Raw genomic sequence first — 20,339 nt, 5'->3', positions numbered from 1 at the left:
GGGGAGGAGCATATGAAGAAGAACCGATTTCATGCCTGTGCCACCTGCGAGCATTTTTCTGCAAAGAGGGTAAGCGGAAAGATGCTTTACCTTTGCACAAGACTTGGTTTCGAAACACAGCCCCAATATGAGTTCAATTGCTGGAGTCCTAAAGAACATATTAGGAACCTTATGAAAAAGGAGGAGGATTCTGATGGAGCATATTAAAGAAATAGAGTGGCTCTCGTCCAATTATCTCAGTGAAAATGTCAGGATTATAGACTGCCGATATAAATTGGGAGAACCTGATTATGGCAAAATCCTTTTTCAAGAGGCACACATTCCCCGGGCAGTTTATTTTGATTTGGAAGAAGATCTTTCAGGCGAAATTAAGGTGCACGGAGGACGTCATCCGCTTCCTGATATAGCCCAATTTGTGCAGAAACTCCAAAAGGCCGGAATAACGAACTCAACTAAAGTCATTGCCTATGATTCTGGTGAAGGAGCATTTGCCGCACGGTGCTGGTGGATGTTAAAGTACCTCGGCCACAAGGAAGCATTTATTTTAAATGGCGGATATGAAGTCTGGAAGAATGAAGGCTTTGAAGTAACATCCGAAATGACTGAGTTTTCTCCTGAAGAATATCACCCTGATATGCAGGCGGATATGTCAGCGGCTGTTGAGGATGTCAGAATGATAGCGGACGGAGAAGCAGAAGGACTGCTGGTCGATTCAAGAGCCAAGGACCGGTATTTAGGGCGTTTTGAACCCATTGATAAAGTTGCCGGCCATATTCCAGGAGCTGAAAACTTTGATTGGACAGAAGCGTTCAACAACGGCAGCTTTCTTCCTAAAGAGAATCACCAAAAAAGATGGGTGGATATCAATAAGGATGAGCCGATCATTGTTTATTGCGGTTCAGGAGTAACCGCTGCTGCGAATATCCTTTCCTTGTGGACAGCAGGGTATAAAAATGCAAAGCTCTATACAGGCAGCTACAGTGACTGGATATCTTATGAGGAAAATAGTGTGGAAACGGAATGATAGACAGGGTTGACCAAAGGCCAGGCATCCAAAAGGAGCCGGTCTTTTTTTTATTATGGTGAGAATCAGACTATTTGTGATTCGTCCTTCTCCTAAGAATTCCTAAAAAAATTCATACGGAAATATGTTATAATGCTAAGGTGAACAAAGGAGTGGTTAAAGTGGAAAAACATAACGAACATTTATTATTGATAGATGGTATGGCATTATTATTTCGCTCATTTTTTGCTACTGCCGTTTCAGGGCAATTCATGATTAACTCGAAAGGCCAGCCTACAAACGGGGTTCAGGGGTTCATGAAGCACCTTCTGATGGCCGTGGAGCATATCGGGCCGACACATACAGCAGTCTGCTGGGATATGGGCAGCTCGACATTCCGTAATGAAATTTATTCAGACTACAAATCTAACCGAAATGCACCTCCAGTTGAGTTGATTCCTCAATTCGACCTTGCAAAAGAGGTGGCAGAAGGGTTTGCTCTTTATAATATAGGATTAAGCGGCTTTGAAGCAGACGATTGTATAGGTACGATTGCCAAAAGTGCTTCCAAAGAAACAAAAGTATCGATCTTGAGCGGTGACCAGGATTTGCTGCAGCTATTGGATGATAATATTGATGTAGTTCTTTTGAAAAAGGGCTTTGGTAACTATCACACCTATTCAAAAGACTACTTTATTGAAGAAAAAGGGCTGACTCCCTCTCAGTTCATTGACGTTAAAGCGCTTATGGGCGATACCAGCGACGGATATCCTGGTGTAAAGGGAATTGGTGAAAAGACAGCGGTAAAACTGATTCAGGAACACCAGCATATCCAGGGAATCCTTGAGGGGATCCACCTTCTTACGCCGGCTCAACGAAAGAAAATAGAGGCTGATCTAGACATGCTTCATGTATCCCGCCAGCTAGCTGAAATTAAATGCGATGTCCCGCTGAAGTTCAATATGGAGTCTGCCAAATGGGAAGCGATAGCTCCTGATGCCATTTCCATGATGGACGAGCTGGAGCTAAGAGTTCTTAGAAGATATCTGGTCGGGAAAGACCATTTGCTCAGTCAGCATGCTTAATATTTTTATTTTTTAAAAGGGACATTCCAAAAGCATAAGGCCTTTGAAATGTCCCTTTTTCTATCTATTAACATCAGGCGGGACTGACTTAATGGTACGTTTCCTGGCTAATTGTACCATTATATATGAGTTGCTCTGACTTAATGGTACGTTATTTGGCTAATCGTAACTGATTAAGACTTATCTTTTAGTGTTGGAGTGCTTTGCTCTGTTCTCAAGTTCCGTTTTCGGATCGGGAGTTTTTACGCCATCTTGTCCGAATCCTTGCGGGTTAACACCTGGTGCCTTGGTGCCTCTGTTATTGCTATGATTTTTGCTCATAATTTCACCTCCGTTTTTATTTTCACCACCAGTGATGGTTTTAATGTAAGGCTCTTTTCGTAAACTTTGTTGCTATTTCAGCCTAATTCAAAAAAATAAACATAATTCACCGGAATAACCTTGGAACCAGGAAAGAAAAGAGCTGCTCTTCCCAAAGCAACAATGTCTGCAAATACAGCCTAATGTAATCAAATCAATTGGATACACTATTGGGGTAATTACTTTTAGAACGAGAGGCAGGCGTTTCATGATGAATAGAGGAGTCGTTACGGCCTTATTGAGCATTGTTGCAGCTCAAGCTCTAAAGATTCCATTGTATTATTTTAAAACCGGGAAATGGAATCCCATGTTATTATTTCAGACCGGGGGGATGCCAAGTTCTCATTCAGCAGGGGTTTCCTCTTTGACCACTTTTATAGCATTAAAAAAGGGATTTTCAACTATCGACTTTGCTCTTTCCTTCGTATTTGGACTGATCGTCATGTATGATGCCCAAGGGATTCGCAGGCAAACAGGTGAACTGACATTAAAGGTGAATTCCCTGGACGAACTGGTAAGCAAAGCCGACCAGAACCGGGCCATTCCCTTTGAAGAAAAGCCCAAGAAACTAAAAGAAATGCTGGGCCACCAGCCGGCTGAAGTTGTTGGCGGTGCCATCTTCGGCTCCCTCCTTGGGGCAGCCAGCTTCCTCCTCGAAAAAAAACAAAGACAAAAAAGAAAATATTTTGTAAGATAGAATCAAAAGCGGAAGTGCCCCGCTCAGCGGCGTACGGACTGTACCAGCTCCGCATGAGATAAAGGAAACACAACGAACGAAGTGAGTTGATGTTCATTTTTCGTTTAAAAAAGAGCGAATGTAAAAAGTATACGATTGATAACTGAAAAAATCCACAACCCGATTTTTTCATGATCTGCTCTCAAAAGGGTTAGGAAATGAACTTGTTGACTTATCGCAAGGAGGAGATGGACAGTACGCTAGCCGTTGGGGCACTGAAGCTGGCCGGATCAAAAGCGGAAGTGCCCCGCTCAGCGGCGTACGGACTGTACCAGCTCCGCATGAGATAAAGGAAACACAACGAACGAAGTGAGTTGATGTTCATTTTTCGTTTAAAAAAGAGCGAATGTAAAAAGTATACGATTGATAACTGAAAAAATCCACAACCCGATTTTTTCATGATCTGCTCTCAAAAGGGTAAGGAAATGAACTTGTTGACTTATCGCAAGGAGGAGATGGGCAGTACGCTAGCCGTTGGGGCACTGAAGCTGGCCGGGATCAAAAGCGGAAGCGGCCGTTCAGCGACGTACAGATTTTAGGGCTTCCGCTTGATATAAATACTGATGTCTGGAAAGATGAATACATACAAATGAGTTCTAATCTAATATGCAGGGTGAGGAAAATAGTGAGGTACAGCAAACAGACAACTGAAGACTTTCTTATTCATTTAGAGAACAAAGGATTCAAATTCGGGGAAGATGCAATCGGTTTTATTTATTTTGGGAAGCGGTCATTGAATGCTTCTGACGAAATTGTTAATATTGCTATTGAAATCACTTTAAAGGCGCAAAAGGGGTTCGATAACAGCTTTTATATGTCTTTATTGGAAACCTTGCATTCCAGCAAAATCACCACAAGACAGGATGCTTGGAAGCATGCGGAAAGCCTGAAACTGCTGGCCTGAGTCAGGGGCATTTGCGTGGTCTTTAATCCTGTAAGAAAGTAACTGAAAAAGCTATCCTCAAGAATAAAGTATTTCAAAACAAAAAAGCTTGGGAGACTCCAAGCTTTTTTGTTTAATTTAAATTATTGATTCTTACTGCCAACGTAAGATATTTGGTTTAAGCCTTGAATTTTTTCAATGCTGGCGTAACTGCTTACTTTTTAAAGCCTGTCTGTTAATGGCTTTCTTTATAGCAAGACTAATTAGACCAGGCAATTCAGCCAGGAGCATGCCTAAGAAGATGAATAAGCAGCCAATCACGGCTAGCCCGGTTAATTGCTCTCCTATCCAAAGGTAAGAGAAAAGGGCAGCAAATACTGGCTCCATTGTCAGTATTTGCTGCCCTCGCTGAAGTGGTGTACTTTTGGGCGGCTGTTTGGATAAAATAGGCAGCTGAAGTAGCAAGTAGGGCAGTGGAAATAAGTGCTGCCAGCATATCCCTATGGAGCAGAGTTGGCCACGTTAGGAGTTCTGCCAATCTTCGAATAGCAACATGGATACGAATGACAGTACAGCGACAGTCAGGATACCCTCAGCTTTTTTCTATTCATCTGGATCCTCAATATTCAAGTGGATGGCTTTTCTTGCAAGTTCATCGGCTCGTTTGTTTTCTTTACTGGGTATCCATTTAATAAAAAATAAATCAAATTCTTTTGAAAGGAGAAGAATTTGTTCCAAAAGCGGCCTATACTTTTTATTTTTTGCAAATTCTTTTTCAACAGCATTGACTACTGCCTGAGAATCACTCCGGAAAGACAGCACACTGTAATTTTTTTCTTTGCAGATCTGCAGTGCTTTAATACAAGCAAGAAACTCTGCTTCATGATTCTCCTTTATGCCCAGTGGGATTGAAAAGGAGTGGTTATCTCCGTTATTTTTTATGAAAATTCCTGCACCGCTTTGACCGGGATCTCCAGCACTCGCGCCATCTATGTATACTTCAATCATTTTTTTCACCTCGACTATGTTAACTATTATCTTCAGTTTAATAAGAAGTACAAAAACATCAATCATAACAAGGATTCTCGGCAATAGAAAAACCGCTTGAATACTCAGGATAAGTTTCAAGCGGCAGGAGAAATCAGTCTTTTGGTGAGATTCTTTTCGCCAGATAACCAAAGGGAGTATCGATTACTGACACAATCCACTTTAATAAATAAGTCGTGAAAGCAATCTGAATCCATACCTCAAAAGGAAATTCGCCTAAAAAGGCAATAGAGGTGAACACAAGGGTATCAAGCAGTTGGCTGATCATGGTGCTTCCATTATTGCGAATCCAGAATTGGGAGTCCCTTGGGAATTTTTTCTTTAGAAAGGCAAAAATATAAACATCCGCAAATTGGCTTACAAGATAAGCGGCAAGGCTTCCTAGAGCGATTCGCGGAATCATGCCGAAGACTGTTTCCAGTGAGCCCTGTGCAAAGTCATCAGGATGAGGTTCAAAGAGCAGAGCCAGCTGCATGATGATCGTCATCGTCAATAATGTGAAGAAGCCAAGCCACACCGCTTTTTGGGCCTCTTTCTTTCCATACTTCTCATTCAGGATATCGGTGACGAGGAAGGCGGTCCCGTACATAGCATTTCCGAGAGTGGCGGTCAGCCCGAAAACCTCGATGGTTTTAATGACCTGTAAATTGGCTAATATAGTTGAGACGCCTATCCAGACAAAGAGGCCGGTCTTTCCGAACATTCGGTACATTGCCAGGACAAGGACGAAATTGACAAGAATAAATAAAAGTCCAAACCATTCATTAAACATAACAGCATCTCCCTGTAATTATAGTGAATTAATGCATATACTATAAACAATCAATAGTATATATTCTTAACGCAAAGCAGACTAAATACGCCCTAATAAAATAAAAAGACCTTGTACATTATACATAGTTAAGACAAATCGGACAAATAAGAAGACTGAAAGGAGAGGGACCCCATGAAAATGAAAGTGATTTGGAATTATAACGGAAAGATTCCGGAGAATATCACATTTGAATCTGATTGGATGAATCGGAAATTTGTGGATTATTTAATTGAAGATCTAATGAGAACGGGGAGAGCGAAGAATATCATTATCCGTGATGAAATGGAGAATGAGTGGAGCAGAAAAGAGTTCCTCAAACTGAAAGAAGAGCTCGAACAGGAACCAGAAAATATTACAGTTTATTTTGATGGCGGATACGATAAAGAAAATGCACTTGCCGGTCTGGGAATGGTGGTATACTATCAAAAAGGCGGAGAGGATTTCAGGATCAGGAAGAACGAAAAACTTCTCGAGCTTGATAATAATAATGAAGCTGAATATGCTGCTCTTTATTCCTGTATGGGTCTGCTAGAAGAACTCGGTGTTCACCGTGTTCCTTGCATAATCAAAGGGGATTCACAGGTTGTATTGAAACAGCTTGAAGGAGAATGGCCCTGCTATGAAGAATCATTGAATAATTGGCTGGACCGCATTGAAGCAAAAATTAAATCACTTGGCATCAGGCCTGCCTATGAGGCAATTGGCCGGAAAGAAAATAAAGAAGCAGATCATTTGGCGAATCAAGCACTGCAGGATACATTTATCCACAGCCACTCTAAATATTAGGCTGTTTTCGCAAAGATTGTGGCTGCTTTAAAAAGAAATGGATTTCCGCCCCAGGCGGACGACTCCGAGGGGCTAGGCGCTGGAACTAGATTGCGGGGTCTCACCTGTCCCGCTAATCCCGCAGGAGATCGTACGCCTTCCGCTTCAATCCTCCTACATAAAGGGGGGAAGGTGAAATCGAATTCTAAATCAGCAATTAATTAGAAAAAGCCTATTAAATAGACTGTTTTCGCATTAATTTTGCTTTCGAGAGTATCACCCTCCGGACACTAAAAGTTCTCTCTAAGCGGGGAGCAGCTCATTTCCTTTTGGCTTAGCAGAATAAAAAGCCGTTATCTTACGAAGTTAATATAAAATAGCAACAAAGTTTACGAAAAGGGCCAAATATTAAGTACGGATACAAGAAAGGTGATGAACGTGGAACGAACTCAAGTCATTGGAAAACTGGACGAAATTCATGCCACATACTGTGAGGACTGTCTGCTGAAAGCACACTTTAGAAAGGAGCATGGTAAAACCTATGCTCACCGCTTTTGCATAGAAAAATGCACAGTCGGCCAGGAGATCAAGGAATTGGGCAAGAACTTAACATAGTAGAACAAAGAAGCTTTTAAAAACAAGCTTCTTTTTAATTGGCTGTTTTCGCATAGATTGTGGCTATTTTAAAAGTAATGGATTTCCGCTCCAGGCGCACGGCTCCGCGGGGCGGGCGGTGAAGCAAAAGCGGAAGTGGCCGTTCAGCGACGTACAGATTTTAGGGCCCTCGTATGAGATAAAGGAATCACGAAAAGCGAAGCGATTCGATGATGACTTATCGCAAGGAGAGAGACCGAAATCTGCTAGTCGCTAAGTCCGTTCCAGTGGGTACTGACCCTCGGCCGCTGGAGCTGGATGAGCCTCTTCGGCTTCGCCTGTATATAAAGTGGAACAGCCCTGGTCAGACCCGACAGGCAAATGTTCTCAAGAGAAAAAAAGGCGCTTTTTCCTTTTATTCTCTTGAGAACATTTGATCCCGAGGAGCTAGGCGCTGGAACTAGACGACCGCTAGTCCCGCAGGAGGTCGCACGCCTGCAGCGAAGATCCTCCTCCGTAAAAATGGGGAAGAGGATAATAAATATTTAAAACAATAATCTTTTAGAAAAGAGCCTTTTAATTAGGGAGGAAATTATAACTTAAGAAGGTCCTCCAATGTATTCTCATCGGATAATATGGCCCTGAGGACTAAGTCCGTTCCAGAGGATGTGACTCCCCTGTAGTGAAGCCGAATGGGGTTATTTAGTTAAATGTATTCTAAGAGGATAATCTTTGAGAAACATCTGCCTGTAGGGAAAAAGGAAACAGTTTCTTTTGTATATATATGTTTAAATAGGGCTGTTTTCGCATATATTGTTGATTTCGGAAAAACCCCAAGAGCCGGATTTTTCCCCGGATACTAAGAGTTTTATTTCTTATCGGGGAGAGTAGCTCTTTTCTTTTCGGTCTTCCCAGATTTTCCGCCTCTTAATATGGTTACTTTTTCGGAATTAGTATCAAATAGCAACAAAGTTTACGAAAAGAGCCTTTAAAAAAATAAAAAAGGAAGCTGCCAAAACAGCTTCCTTTACTATCTATAATAGTCGAAATTATAATTTAGTTACGTTAGCAGCTTGAGGTCCGCGGTTGCCTTCTACGATTTCGAAAGAAACTTCCTGACCTTCTTCTAATGATTTGAAACCTTCACCTTGGATAGCAGTGAAATGAACAAATACATCGTCTCCGCCTTCTACTTCGATGAATCCAAAACCTTTTTCGTTATTGAACCATTTTACTTTACCGTTTTGCATAATACTGTTCCTCCTAAATCTTTCAAGCACATTCTTGTGCTCTTGGAAATATTATCATTGTAAGAACCTTTTGTCAGTCTCAACAGAAGAAGACATAGAATTCTGTAAATGATGTCTTAAATATACAATACGGTGTTCCAATGAGTCAAGGAAGTTAGCGAAGATTTTGTGAGAAAATTTAAACGTTTTCATCTAATTCCTTTTACACGAGGAAAATGACGGTAAATGTCTCGCATCAGGGTTTAAGAAACAAGGGCTTTGTCACTTTCGGTTGTATTCAAGAAGCATCTATAGTAAACTTTTAATGATATTTTACCAATGTGGAGGGTTCGATATGCCGACGCCAAGTATGGAAGATTATATAGAACAGATCTATTTACTGATCGATAATAAAGGATACGCCAGAGTTTCAGATATAGCTGATGCCCTGTCTGTCCATCCCTCCTCAGTAACCAAGATGGTACAGAAATTAGATAAAGATGATTATCTTGTATATGAAAAATACAGGGGTCTTGTATTGACTGCCAAGGGAACCAAAATCGGAAAAAGACTGGTTTTCAGGCATGAGCTCCTGGAACAATTCTTAAATATTATCGGTGTGAAAGAAGAAAATATTTATGAGGACGTCGAAGGAATAGAACATCATTTAAGCTGGGACTCGATCGACAGAATCGGAGATCTTGTACAGCTTTTCGAGGATAATGATGAGCTTCTTAAAAGCTTAAGGGATATACACGCTAAAAATGAGAACGAATGAAAAGAGGACGATTTCCTGAATCGTCCTCTTTTTGTTCACGCTCTTTGTTAAGGGCTGATCCCGCTTAGTTTGCTGCTTTCGAATATCCTTGGATGCTAAGAAGGATGAAGTCTCTTTACAACAAAGCTGCTTATTTTTCTTTATTTCACGTGACTAAAGGCGATGATAATCAAATTTTAGTTTAAATGGCAAATATAGCCTGGGAAAGAAGGGTGAATGACTCGGAGGGCTGAAGGCAGCACTCCCGGCTCATCCCGCTTGTCATGCAGTAGCCGAAATCCCTCCGTTCCCATCCTTGTTCAATGAGTATCAAGAACATTATTGTACTTGATATTCAAAAAATCTCCGGCAAATCCGAAAATCCTGTATCACCGTCTACGCTGTTGGATAAATGGGTCATTCCATCTTCATCGAGTCCAAAGCTGACTCCGGTTAAATTTCCTTCTTGAGCCTCCATCAAAGCCTTTTGATAGGAGATGATCCTCCCTGACGAGGTCTGAAAACTGATGATTTGTCCGTCATGTTTCCTTTGAATCTTTGTGATTTCCTCCATCGTTTATCCATCCTTTAAATTATTTTCACACCTAGTATGGTCAAAAAAAGCAAATTTAAAAGGGTGATTTCGAAATTGCCGAGAGCATGCTGTTTGACTTAGAGCTGGTTGCTCGTGGAGGCCTATTTCTCCCTATAGGCTGCACATGGCCAATCAGTGAAAAATAACACCCAAGAAAGAAGGCGCGAAAAGAAGGATTTTGGGGATCTGTTGAGAAAAGAGTATTGATGGGAAATTTACTTACATACCTTAATGGCAAAGCAGGTGACAGAGTGAAAAAGAATGAATGGCATGAAAGTGCGCAGGAGCGCTGGAATAACAATGCAAGCAACTGGCATAGCAGAAGTGTGAACATGTGGACAGAGGGCAGCAGGAAAGAGATCATACCGTTCATGGTGAAGCATCTAGCGGAGGGCAGCAAGGTGGCCGACTTAGGGTGCGGAGATGGATTTGGCTCCTATTTACTGTATGAGAAGGGGTACAAAGTGACAGGGATGGACTTGTCAGAAAAAATGGTTGAAATCGCTAAAAAGCAAGAAAAGGACAGATTAAGTTTTATACAGGGAGACCTATCCAATCCTCCCTTTGAAAAAGAAGAATTTGACGCAGTCATGATGATTAATTCTTTGGAATGGACAGAAAATCCTCTTCACGCTTTGAAGGAAGTTAAAGGACTTGTGAAACAGAATGGCATGTTATGCATAGGGATTCTTGGTCCGACGGCTCACCCGAGGGAAAACTCATTCCCCCGGTTGTACGGTGAAAAAGTTATATGCAATACCATGATGCCGTGGGAGCTTGAAAAACTTGCTCTTGATAGTGGAATGGTGAAAGACGATGAGAAATGGATTTACAAACAGGGTGTTCCCGAGAAACATTTAATGAATCTTTCCTCTGAATTAAAGCAGGCATTATCATTCATGACCCTATTTATGTTCAGAATACAAGACAATTAACGGGAGGTACGGATATGAAACAGCGTTTTTCAATAGATGAATTTATCAAACAGACACAACAGGAAGATAAAGGTGAGGGATTATTTGAATTGGAAACACCGAGGATGCTCGAAGTTAATCTGGATGGTGATGTCTGGGCGAAAATGGGGGCAATGGTTTCCTATAGAGGCTCCATCAAGTTCGAGAGAGAGGGTGTACTGGAGCACGGATTGGGCAAGATGTTCAAAAAGGCATTTACAGGTGAGGGCACTTCTTTAATGAAAGCAGCGGGTCAAGGAAAACTGTATCTGGCTGATCAAGGGAAGAAAATTTCCATTCTTCATTTGAACAATGAGTCGATTTATGTGAACGGAAATGACTTGCTGGCTTTTCAGCCAGGAATGAGGTGGGATATCAAACTGATGAGAAGAGTAGCTGGCATGATGGCAGGCGGTTTGTTTAATGTACACATAGAGGGGACCGGGATGGTTGCTATTACATCACATTACGAACCTTTGACACTGATTGTGAGGCCGGGCAGCCCAGTCTATACCGACCCTAATGCTACTGTTGCTTGGTCAGGTGATCTTGAGCCTGATTTTGTGACAGATGTCTCTTTGAAGACCTTCTTCGGGCGAGGCAGCGGCGAATCCATCCAAATGAAATTTGAAGGAGAAGGGTTCGTTGTTGTTCAGCCTTTTGAAGAAGTGTATTACAGCGAGCAGCAATAAAGGAATTCTATAGATTGGCCGGATGTTCTTTTCGGTCCATTGAAAACCCCGCTCCGTTACTTGATGGAGTGGGGTTTGAGTTTAAGGACTGAGCCCATAAGAATAAGTCATCCTATGCGCCGCATTTATAAATCATTGTTCAACTGATTTACCTTTTTCTTGAATTGGAAAGGGCTGTGGAACCAGCCTGCATATGCTTTTCCGCTGGTAAGGGATTTATTTAACACAAATACTGCCATGAAGGGAAAGAAAAGTTTCTTCCTGAAACGCAAATCAATCCACCTGACTTCGATCCTGTTCTTTCGGTGTACAACTTTCGGCAGTACAAACGGTGTACTGAATAGAAAATCGGCAATTTTTTCATCTTGCAAGGAAACCTGCACGCTGCTATCCATTTCTAAGGATTTGCTCAGTATAGTTTCAATGACAAGATTACCGAGTGAGTACTGCCCGAGAATAAAATCTTCTTCTGTTTCAATGATGACGTGAAAACTCCATAAATTCATGGATGGAATGATTTTTATTCTTCCTGCATTTTTGAAATGAGCATTCAGATGTTTTTTGACTGAAAAAGAAACCAGCAGTCGTATCCCAAAATAAAAGCCAAGAATCTCATAAACAATAAGAAAGCTTTCACCAGGCGGTTCTCCTAATCCAATAGCTGCAAACCCACCTGCGTGAAGGGCTAAAATAAAAAAGTCAAAAAGCGGAATGGCATCAAGGGACAGCCATTTTGCTGAAAAAGGGCGTAAAGCCTGTGTTCCATGAATATTGAGAATATCAGAAATAACATGAAATTGTACAGATAGATAGGTCCAAAAGGCTATATGCAGCAGAGTAACAGGAGAGGCCAATGGAACAAAAAGCAAGGAAATCAAAAGTGTCCATACCAGCACCATGGGAAGGGAATGTGAAAACCCTCTATGGTTACGGTAGTATGAACTTTTTCCTTTTATCTTGTATAAGTAATCAAGATCAGGCGCATTAGAGCCCAGTATACAAGATGCATAAATGAATGGAGTGATTCCTGATTCAGCTATAACAGGATCCAGCATGCTTAAGGATGCAATTCCACCACCGATGATCACATGAGTCAGTGTATCCATATTAGTTGGCTCCTTTTTGTTGACGAAGATGAACATTTCGTTCAAGGATATCATCCGCGATCTTCATGGCTGCTCCTCTTTTATAAATAGATTGGTATCCTTTGGAAAACTGCTGCCTGAGCACTTCATCAGAAAGTATCGAAGAAATATAGGGCGTTATGGATTCGGCTTTTAAGGCAATGACGGCAGCGCCTTTACTGGCAAAGAATCGTGCATTTTCAGTCTCCTGTCCAGGATTCGGATTTACTAAGATAACCGGAATATTCAATGAAGCGGCTTCTGTGAGAGTGATAGCGCCGGGCTTGGTGACGAGGCAGTCAGTTACAGACATGAGTTCAAGTATGTTATCGACATACCCTAAGATTTTGATGTTTTCATAGGATTTATAAACATCCGAAAGTTGATTTTTTAATTCACTATTCCTTCCGGTGACGAGGACGATCTGAATGCTGCGAGTATTCAGCCCTTTATAGATTTCATCTACATCGGGCAGAAGACCAAGTCCTCCACCAGCAATAACAACTGTTTTTTTAGTGTGATCCAGGCTGAATTTCTTGAAGGTTTCCGATGAACGATCAGGAGGGTGGCTAAATCCTTTTCGGATTGGTATGCCTGTTACTCCAATTCGATTCTCGTTCACTCCGAAACTGGTAAGAGTATTTTTGACCTGCTGTGAGGCGACATAATACTGTTCAATCAAGGGATGGGTCCATAAAGGGTGGGCACAATAGTCGGTGATGACGGTGTATGTCGGAATGTTGAATGCCGGACGTGAGCGCAGATAGGCACCTGCATGCATAGGAAAAGTGGTAATGATAATATCCGGGCGGTATGATTGGAATAATTCTATGAGTCTTTTCTTCCCAAGATGTTGGTAGAAGTATGAAAGCCCTTTGGCTGACAGCTTATCTGTGCCGTAATAGAACGCTTTATACAAAGGAGCTCCTAATCTTGAAAAACTTTTCTTCAGGAGAGTTTGTGCAAAGCTATGGATTGCCGGATAAGCTTCCCCGTACAGATCACAAACATGGACATTTTGCACACCTTTCTCAATGAATGTATCTGCAAGCGTTTGAGCAGTCTGGACATGTCCTTCACCGTAATGAGCAGTCAATATCAAAATCGTCATTTTATTAGGCTCTTTTCGTAAACTTTGTTGTTATTTGATACTAATTCGAAAAAATAACCATATGAAAAGAGGTGAAATCTGGAAACATCGAAGAAAAGGGCTACTCTCCCTCGATAAGAGATAAAACTCTTAGTATCCGGGGAAAAATCCGGCTCTTCGGATTTTTCCGAAAGCAACAATATATGAGAAAACAGCCTTTTATTATGCACAAACAGAGCCCCCTCAATATAAAGAAAAAATGGTATCCTATAAAAATAGGTTACAAAAAATTTGTAAAGTGTATATGAAGGAACTAAGCCAGTTTTGTAAAAGTTACATAGGGTTAAAAAGATTTATGCGATGCCTTAAGATTTCAGGAGGAATGAAAATGGAACATAATAAAAAGAAGTTTTTATCAGACATTGAAATAGCACAGAAGGCAGAAATGCTCCCTATCTTGGATATAGCAGGATCCCTCGGTCTTCAGGAAGAGGATATCGAACTGTACGGTAAATACAAAGCGAAATTATCGTATGAAACGTTAAAAAAACTGGAAGGCCGACAGGATGGGAAGCTGATACTGGTTACGTCCATTAATCCGACTCCAGCAGGAGAAGGCAAATCAACTGTGACAGTCGGACTTGGCGATGCCCTGAATTCAATCAATAAAAAAACAATGATCGCTCTCAGAGAACCGTCTTTGGGACCGACAATGGGGGTCAAGGGCGGAGCGGCAGGCGGCGGATATGCCCAGGTTCTTCCGATGGAGGATATTAACCTTCATTTCACAGGGGATATCCATGCCATAACTACTGCCAATAATGCATTAGCGGCAATGATCGATAATCATATGCACCAGGGAAATGAACTTGAGATTGATCAGAGAAGAATCACCTGGAAAAGGGCGCTTGATATGAATGACAGGGCTCTAAGGCAGATTATCATTGGATTGGGAGGCCCTGTCCAGGGTGTGCCGAGAGAAGATGGGTTTGACATAACAGTCGCATCTGAAATCATGGCCGTCCTATGCCTGGCAAATGACCTTGATGATTTAAAGAACCGCCTTGGCAGCATGGTGATCGCTTATAACATACATAAGGAACCAGTCACCGTTCAGCAGCTTGGAGTAGCAGGAGCACTAACCATGCTGCTGAAGGATGCCATGAAACCCAACCTTGTACAGACTATCGAACATACACCAGCTCTTGTTCATGGCGGTCCTTTTGCCAACATCGCCCATGGCTGCAACTCAGTCATTGCCACCCGCACTGCTTTGAAACTTTCAGATTATGTGGTCACAGAATCCGGCTTTGGAGCCGATTTAGGGGCAGAAAAATTCATGAACATCAAAACAACTGCACTCGGAACCAGCCCGGATGCCGTAGTGCTGGTAGCAACCGTACGTGCGCTGAAGATGCATGGAGGACAGAACAAGAAGGATTTATCTCAAGAGAATCTGACTGCACTTGAAAAAGGATTAGAGAACCTTCAGAAGCATATGGAAACCATCAGCCTGTTCGGGGTTCCTTATGTCATAGCTGTCAATAAGTTCATTACAGACACAGAGGCGGAACTATCTTTTCTAATGAACTGGTGTGAAAGCCATGGGGCAGCTGTATCACTGACAGAAGTATGGGAAAATGGGGGAAAAGGCGGAAAGGATTTAGCTCACAAAGTGATCGATGTCATTACCAATGGCCGGAAGTCTTTTAAAAGATTGTATGACAATCAGGTAAGCATTGAAGATAAAATCAAAACGGTCGCTTACAATGTTTACGGAGCGGGAGACGTTGAGTTTTCTGTAAAAGCAGAAAGACAGCTTAAAGAAATTGAAGGTAATGGGTGGGGACAATTACCGGTATGCATGGCTAAAACCCAATATTCCCTTTCAGACGATGCAAAAAAGCTGGGTAGACCAAGAGATTTCTCCATACACATCAGGGAGCTCAGGCCCAAAATAGGTGCAGGGTTCATCGTAGCTTTGACTGGCGAAGTCATGACAATGCCGGGCCTTCCCAAAATCCCTGCAGCTTATGGGATGGATGTAGACGAAAAAGGTAATGTAAGCGGACTTTATTAAGTCAGGGATGAAAGGGGAAAAAAGCAGTGTTTGATCCTACAGCCTATGAAAACCTTAAAGTGGTCCTTCAGGGAGCTCTTTATGAACTCGAACTATTAGGGTCGCTCAAGGTGGTTAATAGAGAAGATAATGTAGATCTGGCAAGTCTGGCAAGGAGATATTCTTTAACCCTTTGCAACCCAGCCAGTGAAAAGATTACTGTGACGGTCTCATTGAGTGCAGGTGCTAAAGAATGGAATGCAGAGGCTTTTCCTGAGTTCGGGGGAGAACCGGGGGCAAGGCTTCAAGTTCTGTATGAATCAGAAGGAAGCCCGTTTCCAGCAACCTTCATCACAAGTATGGAAGAATGGTGGGGGGAACGCCGGAAAATTGAATGGCGGGAAGTGACTTCCACCCTCCATCCATCTTTATACCAGGCAATTGTTGACTTTAATCGGATCATCACGGAAGAAATGGTGGACGATTTGGAGGAAATCGTCCTTCATATAGAGAATTCATTGCTGCAATTATTCTAAATAAGTTCATAGATAAATAGTGCATGGACATACATATAGAGTAAGGGGGACGAGGAGGATGAAGATAGCGTGGGTGACAGACAGTACCGCATGCAGGACTGAAAAATTGGATGAACTGAAAAATGTATTTGTTGTGCCGATGAATATATTGATTGGGGGCAAGGAATACAAAGACGGGGTCGACTTATTTCCTCAAGAACTATTTCACTTGTTAAAAGAAAACGGCTCCGATGCCAAAACTTCACAGCCATCTATCGGAGTATTCAAGGAACTTTACTCAAAACTTCAAGGAGAGTATGATCATATTTTTTCCATACATGTCTCAGCAGCTTTCAGCGGAACCATTTCTTCTGCACGCCAGGCAGCACAGCTTGTGGATATACCTGTGACCGTTATTGATTCCAAAATCTTATCCTACCCTCTGACAAAGCTCATAGAGGAAGGTATCGATGCGTGGAAGAAAGGTAAGAGTCCTTCTGAAATTGAAGAGCTCTTATTGTTTAAAATCGATTCCGGTGAAACGTATGTCATGGTAGGCAGCCTTGAACAACTTCACAAAAGCGGGAGAATGAACGGAGTATCATTTTTTCTGGGTTCTGTCCTGAAAATTAAACCGATCCTGGCGATAAAAGATGGAAAACTTGAAGTAGAGGAAAAGGTAAGAAGCACAGTAAAAGGCTACAGCAGGATGAAAGACTATTTGAATGAAGTGCTTTTGCACAAAAAAATCAAAGAGGTTTATATTCTGTATGGATCGAATAAAGAGGAAGCGGATTCCTGGATTACCGGCCTTTCAGCAAAGTACCCCGATATTGACTTTTCCTCGCATGAACTAGGTGCTGTCATCGGAGTGCATGCAGGGGAAAACACATTGGGAATCAGCTGGTTTGCTCAGTAAGGTGGAGGGAAGATTCCCTCTTCTTTTTTTGTGCTTAGGAATATTAAAAATTAATCTTATGCATTCTTGTAAAAGTCATCTGTAAAACTCTTTTGGCAAACTATGCTGCCATTCTATATAAATTTGATAACGTCTTTATTTACAAAGATCACCTTCTAAACAAGAAGCAGAAGATCTGGCAGCATGGACACGTGCCATTAAGTCAGGAAGCTAAGAAGAAAATGGCATGGTAACTCAAAAAAATCTTCACATTCTTTATGAAGAGAAAGTTGTACCAAGAATAATAATCCATACGATTAAATGCCTCAGAGTTTTACAGAAATCAGGTCCAAGAGGGTCTATTCAATAGTCTCCTTATTTCTCCTTGGTCAATAATCAGAGTACCAATAAATTTACTTCCCCAATCTGTTAAAATAGATTAATAAACGAAAGCTCCCTTTTTATCTCCCGCCGGCAAATGTCCTCCATAGGTTATTTGCTCCTTAGATGCTAAGAAGAATTCCTGGGTGCCGAAACTGGATTCGAAAGACTGCCTGATTTTCGATCAATAACTTAATTTGTTAAAAGGAGGAACCCTCCATGAAAAACAACCTTAAAATCCTGGAGAAGCTAGTGAAAAAAATTCATGCCGGGGACTCAAGCGGACATGACTGGTACCATATAGACAGAGTAAGAAATCTTGCTTTATATATAGGAAGAAATGAAGGAAGCTGCCACCTCGCCAGGATAGAGGCCGCTGCTCTGCTGCATGATGTGGCAGATGATAAGCTTAATGAAAGTGAACAGGAGGGGCAGGATAAGTTACATAGAGTACTGAATAGTATAGAATTACATAATGAAGAAAAAGAGAAGATTCTAGAGATTATATCAGTGATTTCCTATCGCGGCGGTCAAGAGGGCACACTGGATACCTTGGAAGCCAAAGCAGTCAGGGATGCAGACAGGCTGGATGCTGTCGGTGCAATCGGTATTGCGAGGACCTTTGCTTATGGAGGCAAAAAAGGCAATCCGATCTATGTCCCCGGACTCGCGGTGAGAGAAAAGATGACACATGATGAATACCGGAATGGAGAATCATCCACCATCCATCATTTTTATGAGAAGCTGCTTCTCTTAAAGGATAAGATGTGCACAGAGACTGGAAGAGAGATCGCAGAAGAACGGCATAGGTTTATGGAACTTTTTCTCAAGCAATTTTACAAAGAATGGAATGGTCAGCAATGAGGATGTTAACAGTTGAAAACATTACAAAATCCTACGGGGAGAAAACCCTTTTCAAGAATATAGGCTTTACGATAACAGATAAGGAGAGAGCAGGGCTGATAGGAGTCAATGGAACTGGTAAATCAAGCCTTTTGAAAATTATTGCAGGCTGGGATGAAGCAGATAGTGGAGATATGACCAAGCCGAATGATTATGTGATTTCATATTTATCTCAGGAGCCAGATCTTGATCCTGCATTAACCGTACTCAGCCAGGTATTCCGAAGCGATGCCGCGGTTATCAAGGTGATGCGTGATTACGAAACTGCCTTGCTCCAGTTAGAAGAAAGTCCTGAAAGCCAGCGCAATCAGGAAGTATTATTTGAGGCGCAAAGGCAGATGGAAATCCATAATGCTTGGGATGCCAATGCCAATGCAAAGGCAGTGTTGACTAAACTCGGCATTTCGCAGTTTTCTAAAAAGGTCGGTGAGCTTTCGGGAGGGCAGAAGAAGCGTGTGGCACTTGCACAAGTGTTGATTGAAACACCTGATCTTCTAATACTCGACGAGCCTACCAACCATCTCGATTATCAGTCAATTAAGTGGCTTGAGGATTACCTGTCAAGGTATCAGGGCGCTGTGCTGGTTGTCACACATGATAGATATTTTCTGGACCGCGTCACTAACCGGATCTTTGAACTAGATGGAGGCAGCCTTTACTCCTATAAAGGAAATTACCAGGCATTCATTGAGGCGAAGGCTGAAAGAAATGAACAAGAAAAACATATGGCTGAAAAGCAAAAGAATCTCTATCGCAGGGAGTTAGCCTGGATGAGACGTGGTGCCAAAGCACGGACGACCAAGCAGAAGGCAAGGATACAACGTTTTGAAAATCTGGAAGAGGACATGTCTCCTTCAGGAGCAAGTGATGGAATAGATATGTCTCTTTCAGGAAGCCGTCTGGGCAAACAGGTTTTTGAATTTAAGGATGCGGTAAAAAGTTATCCGGGACAGATTATTCTCGACAGATTCAATTACTTGATCAAGCCAGGCGATCGTATTGGGGTGGTCGGAAGAAACGGAAGCGGAAAATCGACATTCCTTAATATTCTAGCTGGCACCGACGAACTAGATTCAGGCGATTTGAACCAGGGGCAGACAGTGAAGATCGCTTATTATACTCAGGGCCATGAAGAAATGGACGAAAATAAAAGAATGATTGAATATATCAGGGAATCCGCAGAAGTAATCACAACTGACAGCGGAGACCAAATATCGGCCGCAAGCATGCTCGAACGTTTCCTGTTTCCCATGCACAGTCATGGAACGCTGATCAGAAAGCTTTCAGGAGGAGAAAAACGAAGGCTTTTCTTGTTGAAATTATTGATGACCAAGCCGAATGTACTCCTGCTCGATGAACCTACCAATGATCTTGACACAGAAACATTGACCGTTCTTGAGGACTATATTATGGATTTTTCAGGTGTAGTCATTACGGTCTCCCATGATCGTTATTTTCTTGATAAAACGGCAGAACAGCTTCTCGTCTTTGAAGGAAGCGGTCATATCGGGACCTATTTAGGAGAATACTCTGAGTATCTTGCCCAGAAAACGGATGAGAAAGCGGAAGTGAAAGAAAAGAAGCCTTCAGACAAGCCAGCCGCAAAGCCTGCTTCTGAGAAAAAGAAGCGGATGAATTATAACGAGAAAAGGGAATGGGAAGCAATCGATGACAAAATCGCAGATACGGAAGAAAAGCTTGCTGAGGCACAAGCCTCACTTGAAGCGGTCGGAAGCGATTTTGAAAGAGCCCAGAAACTAATGGAAGAAATCAATCAGTATAATACAGCCCTGGAACATTTAATTGAACGATGGTCCTACCTTTCTGAAATTGCGGAGGATTAAGCACATTCATTA

Annotated in this window: 23 protein-coding genes; 15 read left to right on the top strand and 8 right to left on the bottom strand. The window is 42.0% G+C overall.

Annotated elements, in window-relative coordinates; genetic code table 11:
* The first annotated feature begins 12 nt into the window (after positions 1–12).
* The 3 genes from FZC78_RS24000 to FZC78_RS05070 all read left to right on the top strand — a co-directional run bounded on the left by FZC78_RS24000 (position 13) and on the right by FZC78_RS05070 (position 2,088).
* Positions 13–207, top strand: coding sequence for a hypothetical protein (locus FZC78_RS24000; RefSeq protein WP_148938549.1), 195 nt, complete (start codon positions 13–15; stop codon positions 205–207).
* On the top strand, positions 194–1,024 hold the full coding sequence (locus FZC78_RS05075; RefSeq protein WP_148938548.1) for a sulfurtransferase: 831 nt from the start codon (positions 194–196) through the stop codon (positions 1,022–1,024). The genes FZC78_RS24000 and FZC78_RS05075 overlap by 14 nt, the downstream gene beginning before the upstream one ends.
* A gap of 200 nt (positions 1,025–1,224) precedes the next feature.
* Positions 1,225–2,088, top strand: coding sequence for a 5'-3' exonuclease (locus FZC78_RS05070; protein ID WP_252183527.1), 864 nt, complete (start codon positions 1,225–1,227; stop codon positions 2,086–2,088).
* 180 nt (positions 2,089–2,268) lie between these two features.
* Here the strand turns inward: FZC78_RS05070 and sspL are convergent, their stop codons facing one another.
* A complete protein-coding gene (sspL, locus tag FZC78_RS05065) occupies positions 2,269–2,409 on the bottom strand; it encodes a small, acid-soluble spore protein L (RefSeq protein ID WP_148938546.1) in 141 nt (46 codons plus the stop codon).
* 250 nt (positions 2,410–2,659) lie between these two features.
* On the opposite strand from sspL, the gene FZC78_RS05060 reads away from it, so the two are divergent.
* Positions 2,660–3,145 carry a divergent PAP2 family protein gene (locus tag FZC78_RS05060; RefSeq protein ID WP_148938820.1) on the top strand — a complete coding sequence of 162 codons (486 nt, stop codon included), beginning with the start codon at positions 2,660–2,662 and terminating at the stop codon, positions 3,143–3,145.
* Positions 3,146–3,773: 628 nt separating this feature from the next.
* Complete coding sequence (locus FZC78_RS05055) at positions 3,774–4,088, top strand: DUF6123 family protein (protein WP_148938545.1); 315 nt, start codon at positions 3,774–3,776, stop codon at positions 4,086–4,088.
* A 174-nt stretch (positions 4,089–4,262) separates the two neighbouring features.
* Here FZC78_RS05055 and FZC78_RS24145 read toward each other — a convergent pair whose 3' ends face one another.
* The 3 genes from FZC78_RS24145 to FZC78_RS05040 all read right to left on the bottom strand — a co-directional run bounded on the left by FZC78_RS24145 (position 4,263) and on the right by FZC78_RS05040 (position 5,886).
* A complete protein-coding gene (locus FZC78_RS24145; RefSeq protein ID WP_435874011.1) occupies positions 4,263–4,532 on the bottom strand; it encodes an EamA family transporter in 270 nt (89 codons plus the stop codon).
* Between the two features lie 138 nt (positions 4,533–4,670).
* Positions 4,671–5,075: a reverse transcriptase-like protein gene (locus tag FZC78_RS05045; protein WP_148938544.1), complete on the bottom strand. Its 405-nt coding sequence runs from the start codon at positions 5,073–5,075 to the stop codon at positions 4,671–4,673.
* A 133-nt stretch (positions 5,076–5,208) separates the two neighbouring features.
* Positions 5,209–5,886, bottom strand: a complete 678-nt coding sequence (locus tag FZC78_RS05040) for a queuosine precursor transporter (RefSeq protein ID WP_148938543.1) — start codon at positions 5,884–5,886, stop codon at positions 5,209–5,211.
* 174 nt (positions 5,887–6,060) lie between these two features.
* Between FZC78_RS05040 and FZC78_RS05035 the strand changes: the two genes are divergently transcribed.
* Both FZC78_RS05035 and FZC78_RS05030 read left to right on the top strand, forming a co-directional pair.
* Positions 6,061–6,714, top strand: coding sequence for a reverse transcriptase-like protein (locus FZC78_RS05035; protein WP_148938542.1), 654 nt, complete (start codon positions 6,061–6,063; stop codon positions 6,712–6,714).
* 417 nt (positions 6,715–7,131) lie between these two features.
* Positions 7,132–7,308: a zinc-finger domain-containing protein gene (locus FZC78_RS05030; protein ID WP_148938541.1), complete on the top strand. Its 177-nt coding sequence runs from the start codon at positions 7,132–7,134 to the stop codon at positions 7,306–7,308.
* A gap of 1,028 nt (positions 7,309–8,336) precedes the next feature.
* Here the strand turns inward: FZC78_RS05030 and cspD are convergent.
* Entirely contained in the window at positions 8,337–8,537 is a 201-nt protein-coding gene (gene cspD, locus FZC78_RS05025; protein WP_113929350.1) for a cold-shock protein CspD, read from the bottom strand.
* Positions 8,538–8,871: 334 nt separating this feature from the next.
* Between cspD and mntR the strand changes: the two genes are divergently transcribed.
* The gene (mntR, locus tag FZC78_RS05020) at positions 8,872–9,294 is read left to right on the top strand and encodes a transcriptional regulator MntR (RefSeq protein WP_148938540.1); all 423 of its coding nucleotides are present in this window, start codon (positions 8,872–8,874) and stop codon (positions 9,292–9,294) included.
* Positions 9,295–9,628: 334 nt separating this feature from the next.
* On the opposite strand, the gene FZC78_RS05015 is transcribed toward mntR, so the two are convergent.
* A complete protein-coding gene (locus tag FZC78_RS05015) occupies positions 9,629–9,847 on the bottom strand; it encodes a DUF3892 domain-containing protein (protein ID WP_148938539.1) in 219 nt (72 codons plus the stop codon).
* 272 nt (positions 9,848–10,119) lie between these two features.
* Here FZC78_RS05015 and FZC78_RS05010 point away from each other — a divergent pair, with 272 nt between their 5' ends.
* Positions 10,120–10,803 carry a class I SAM-dependent methyltransferase gene (locus FZC78_RS05010; RefSeq protein ID WP_148938538.1) on the top strand — a complete coding sequence of 228 codons (684 nt, stop codon included), beginning with the start codon at positions 10,120–10,122 and terminating at the stop codon, positions 10,801–10,803.
* 14 nt (positions 10,804–10,817) lie between these two features.
* Positions 10,818–11,513 carry an AIM24 family protein gene (locus FZC78_RS05005; protein ID WP_148938537.1) on the top strand — a complete coding sequence of 232 codons (696 nt, stop codon included), beginning with the start codon at positions 10,818–10,820 and terminating at the stop codon, positions 11,511–11,513.
* 125 nt (positions 11,514–11,638) lie between these two features.
* Here FZC78_RS05005 and FZC78_RS05000 read toward each other — a convergent pair whose 3' ends face one another.
* Complete coding sequence (locus FZC78_RS05000; protein WP_187444807.1) at positions 11,639–12,619, bottom strand: metal-dependent hydrolase; 981 nt, start codon at positions 12,617–12,619, stop codon at positions 11,639–11,641.
* A 1-nt stretch (position 12,620) separates the two neighbouring features.
* On the bottom strand, positions 12,621–13,748 hold the full coding sequence (locus FZC78_RS04995; RefSeq protein ID WP_148938535.1) for an MGDG synthase family glycosyltransferase: 1,128 nt from the start codon (positions 13,746–13,748) through the stop codon (positions 12,621–12,623).
* A 367-nt stretch (positions 13,749–14,115) separates the two neighbouring features.
* Between FZC78_RS04995 and FZC78_RS04990 the strand changes: the two genes are divergently transcribed.
* The 5 genes from FZC78_RS04990 (at position 14,116) to FZC78_RS04970 (ending at position 20,327) form a co-directional block, all read left to right on the top strand.
* Positions 14,116–15,807 carry a formate--tetrahydrofolate ligase gene (locus FZC78_RS04990; protein WP_148938534.1) on the top strand — a complete coding sequence of 564 codons (1,692 nt, stop codon included), beginning with the start codon at positions 14,116–14,118 and terminating at the stop codon, positions 15,805–15,807.
* Between the two features lie 26 nt (positions 15,808–15,833).
* A complete protein-coding gene (locus tag FZC78_RS04985) occupies positions 15,834–16,322 on the top strand; it encodes a hypothetical protein (RefSeq protein WP_148938533.1) in 489 nt (162 codons plus the stop codon).
* A 58-nt stretch (positions 16,323–16,380) separates the two neighbouring features.
* A complete protein-coding gene (locus FZC78_RS04980) occupies positions 16,381–17,220 on the top strand; it encodes a DegV family protein (RefSeq protein WP_148938532.1) in 840 nt (279 codons plus the stop codon).
* A 579-nt stretch (positions 17,221–17,799) separates the two neighbouring features.
* A complete protein-coding gene (locus tag FZC78_RS04975; RefSeq protein ID WP_148938531.1) occupies positions 17,800–18,444 on the top strand; it encodes an HD domain-containing protein in 645 nt (214 codons plus the stop codon).
* Positions 18,441–20,327 (top strand): ABC-F family ATP-binding cassette domain-containing protein, encoded by a 1,887-nt coding sequence (locus FZC78_RS04970; protein WP_148938530.1) that lies wholly within the window; start codon positions 18,441–18,443, stop codon positions 20,325–20,327. The genes FZC78_RS04975 and FZC78_RS04970 overlap by 4 nt, the downstream gene beginning before the upstream one ends.
* Positions 20,328–20,339: the final 12 nt, after the last annotated feature.

Source organism: Rossellomorea vietnamensis (assembly GCF_008180415.1).
GTDB classification, from domain to species: Bacteria; Bacillota; Bacilli; order Bacillales; family Bacillaceae_B; genus Rossellomorea; species Rossellomorea vietnamensis_C.
This window is presented reverse-complemented; position numbering and strand designations above follow the sequence as displayed.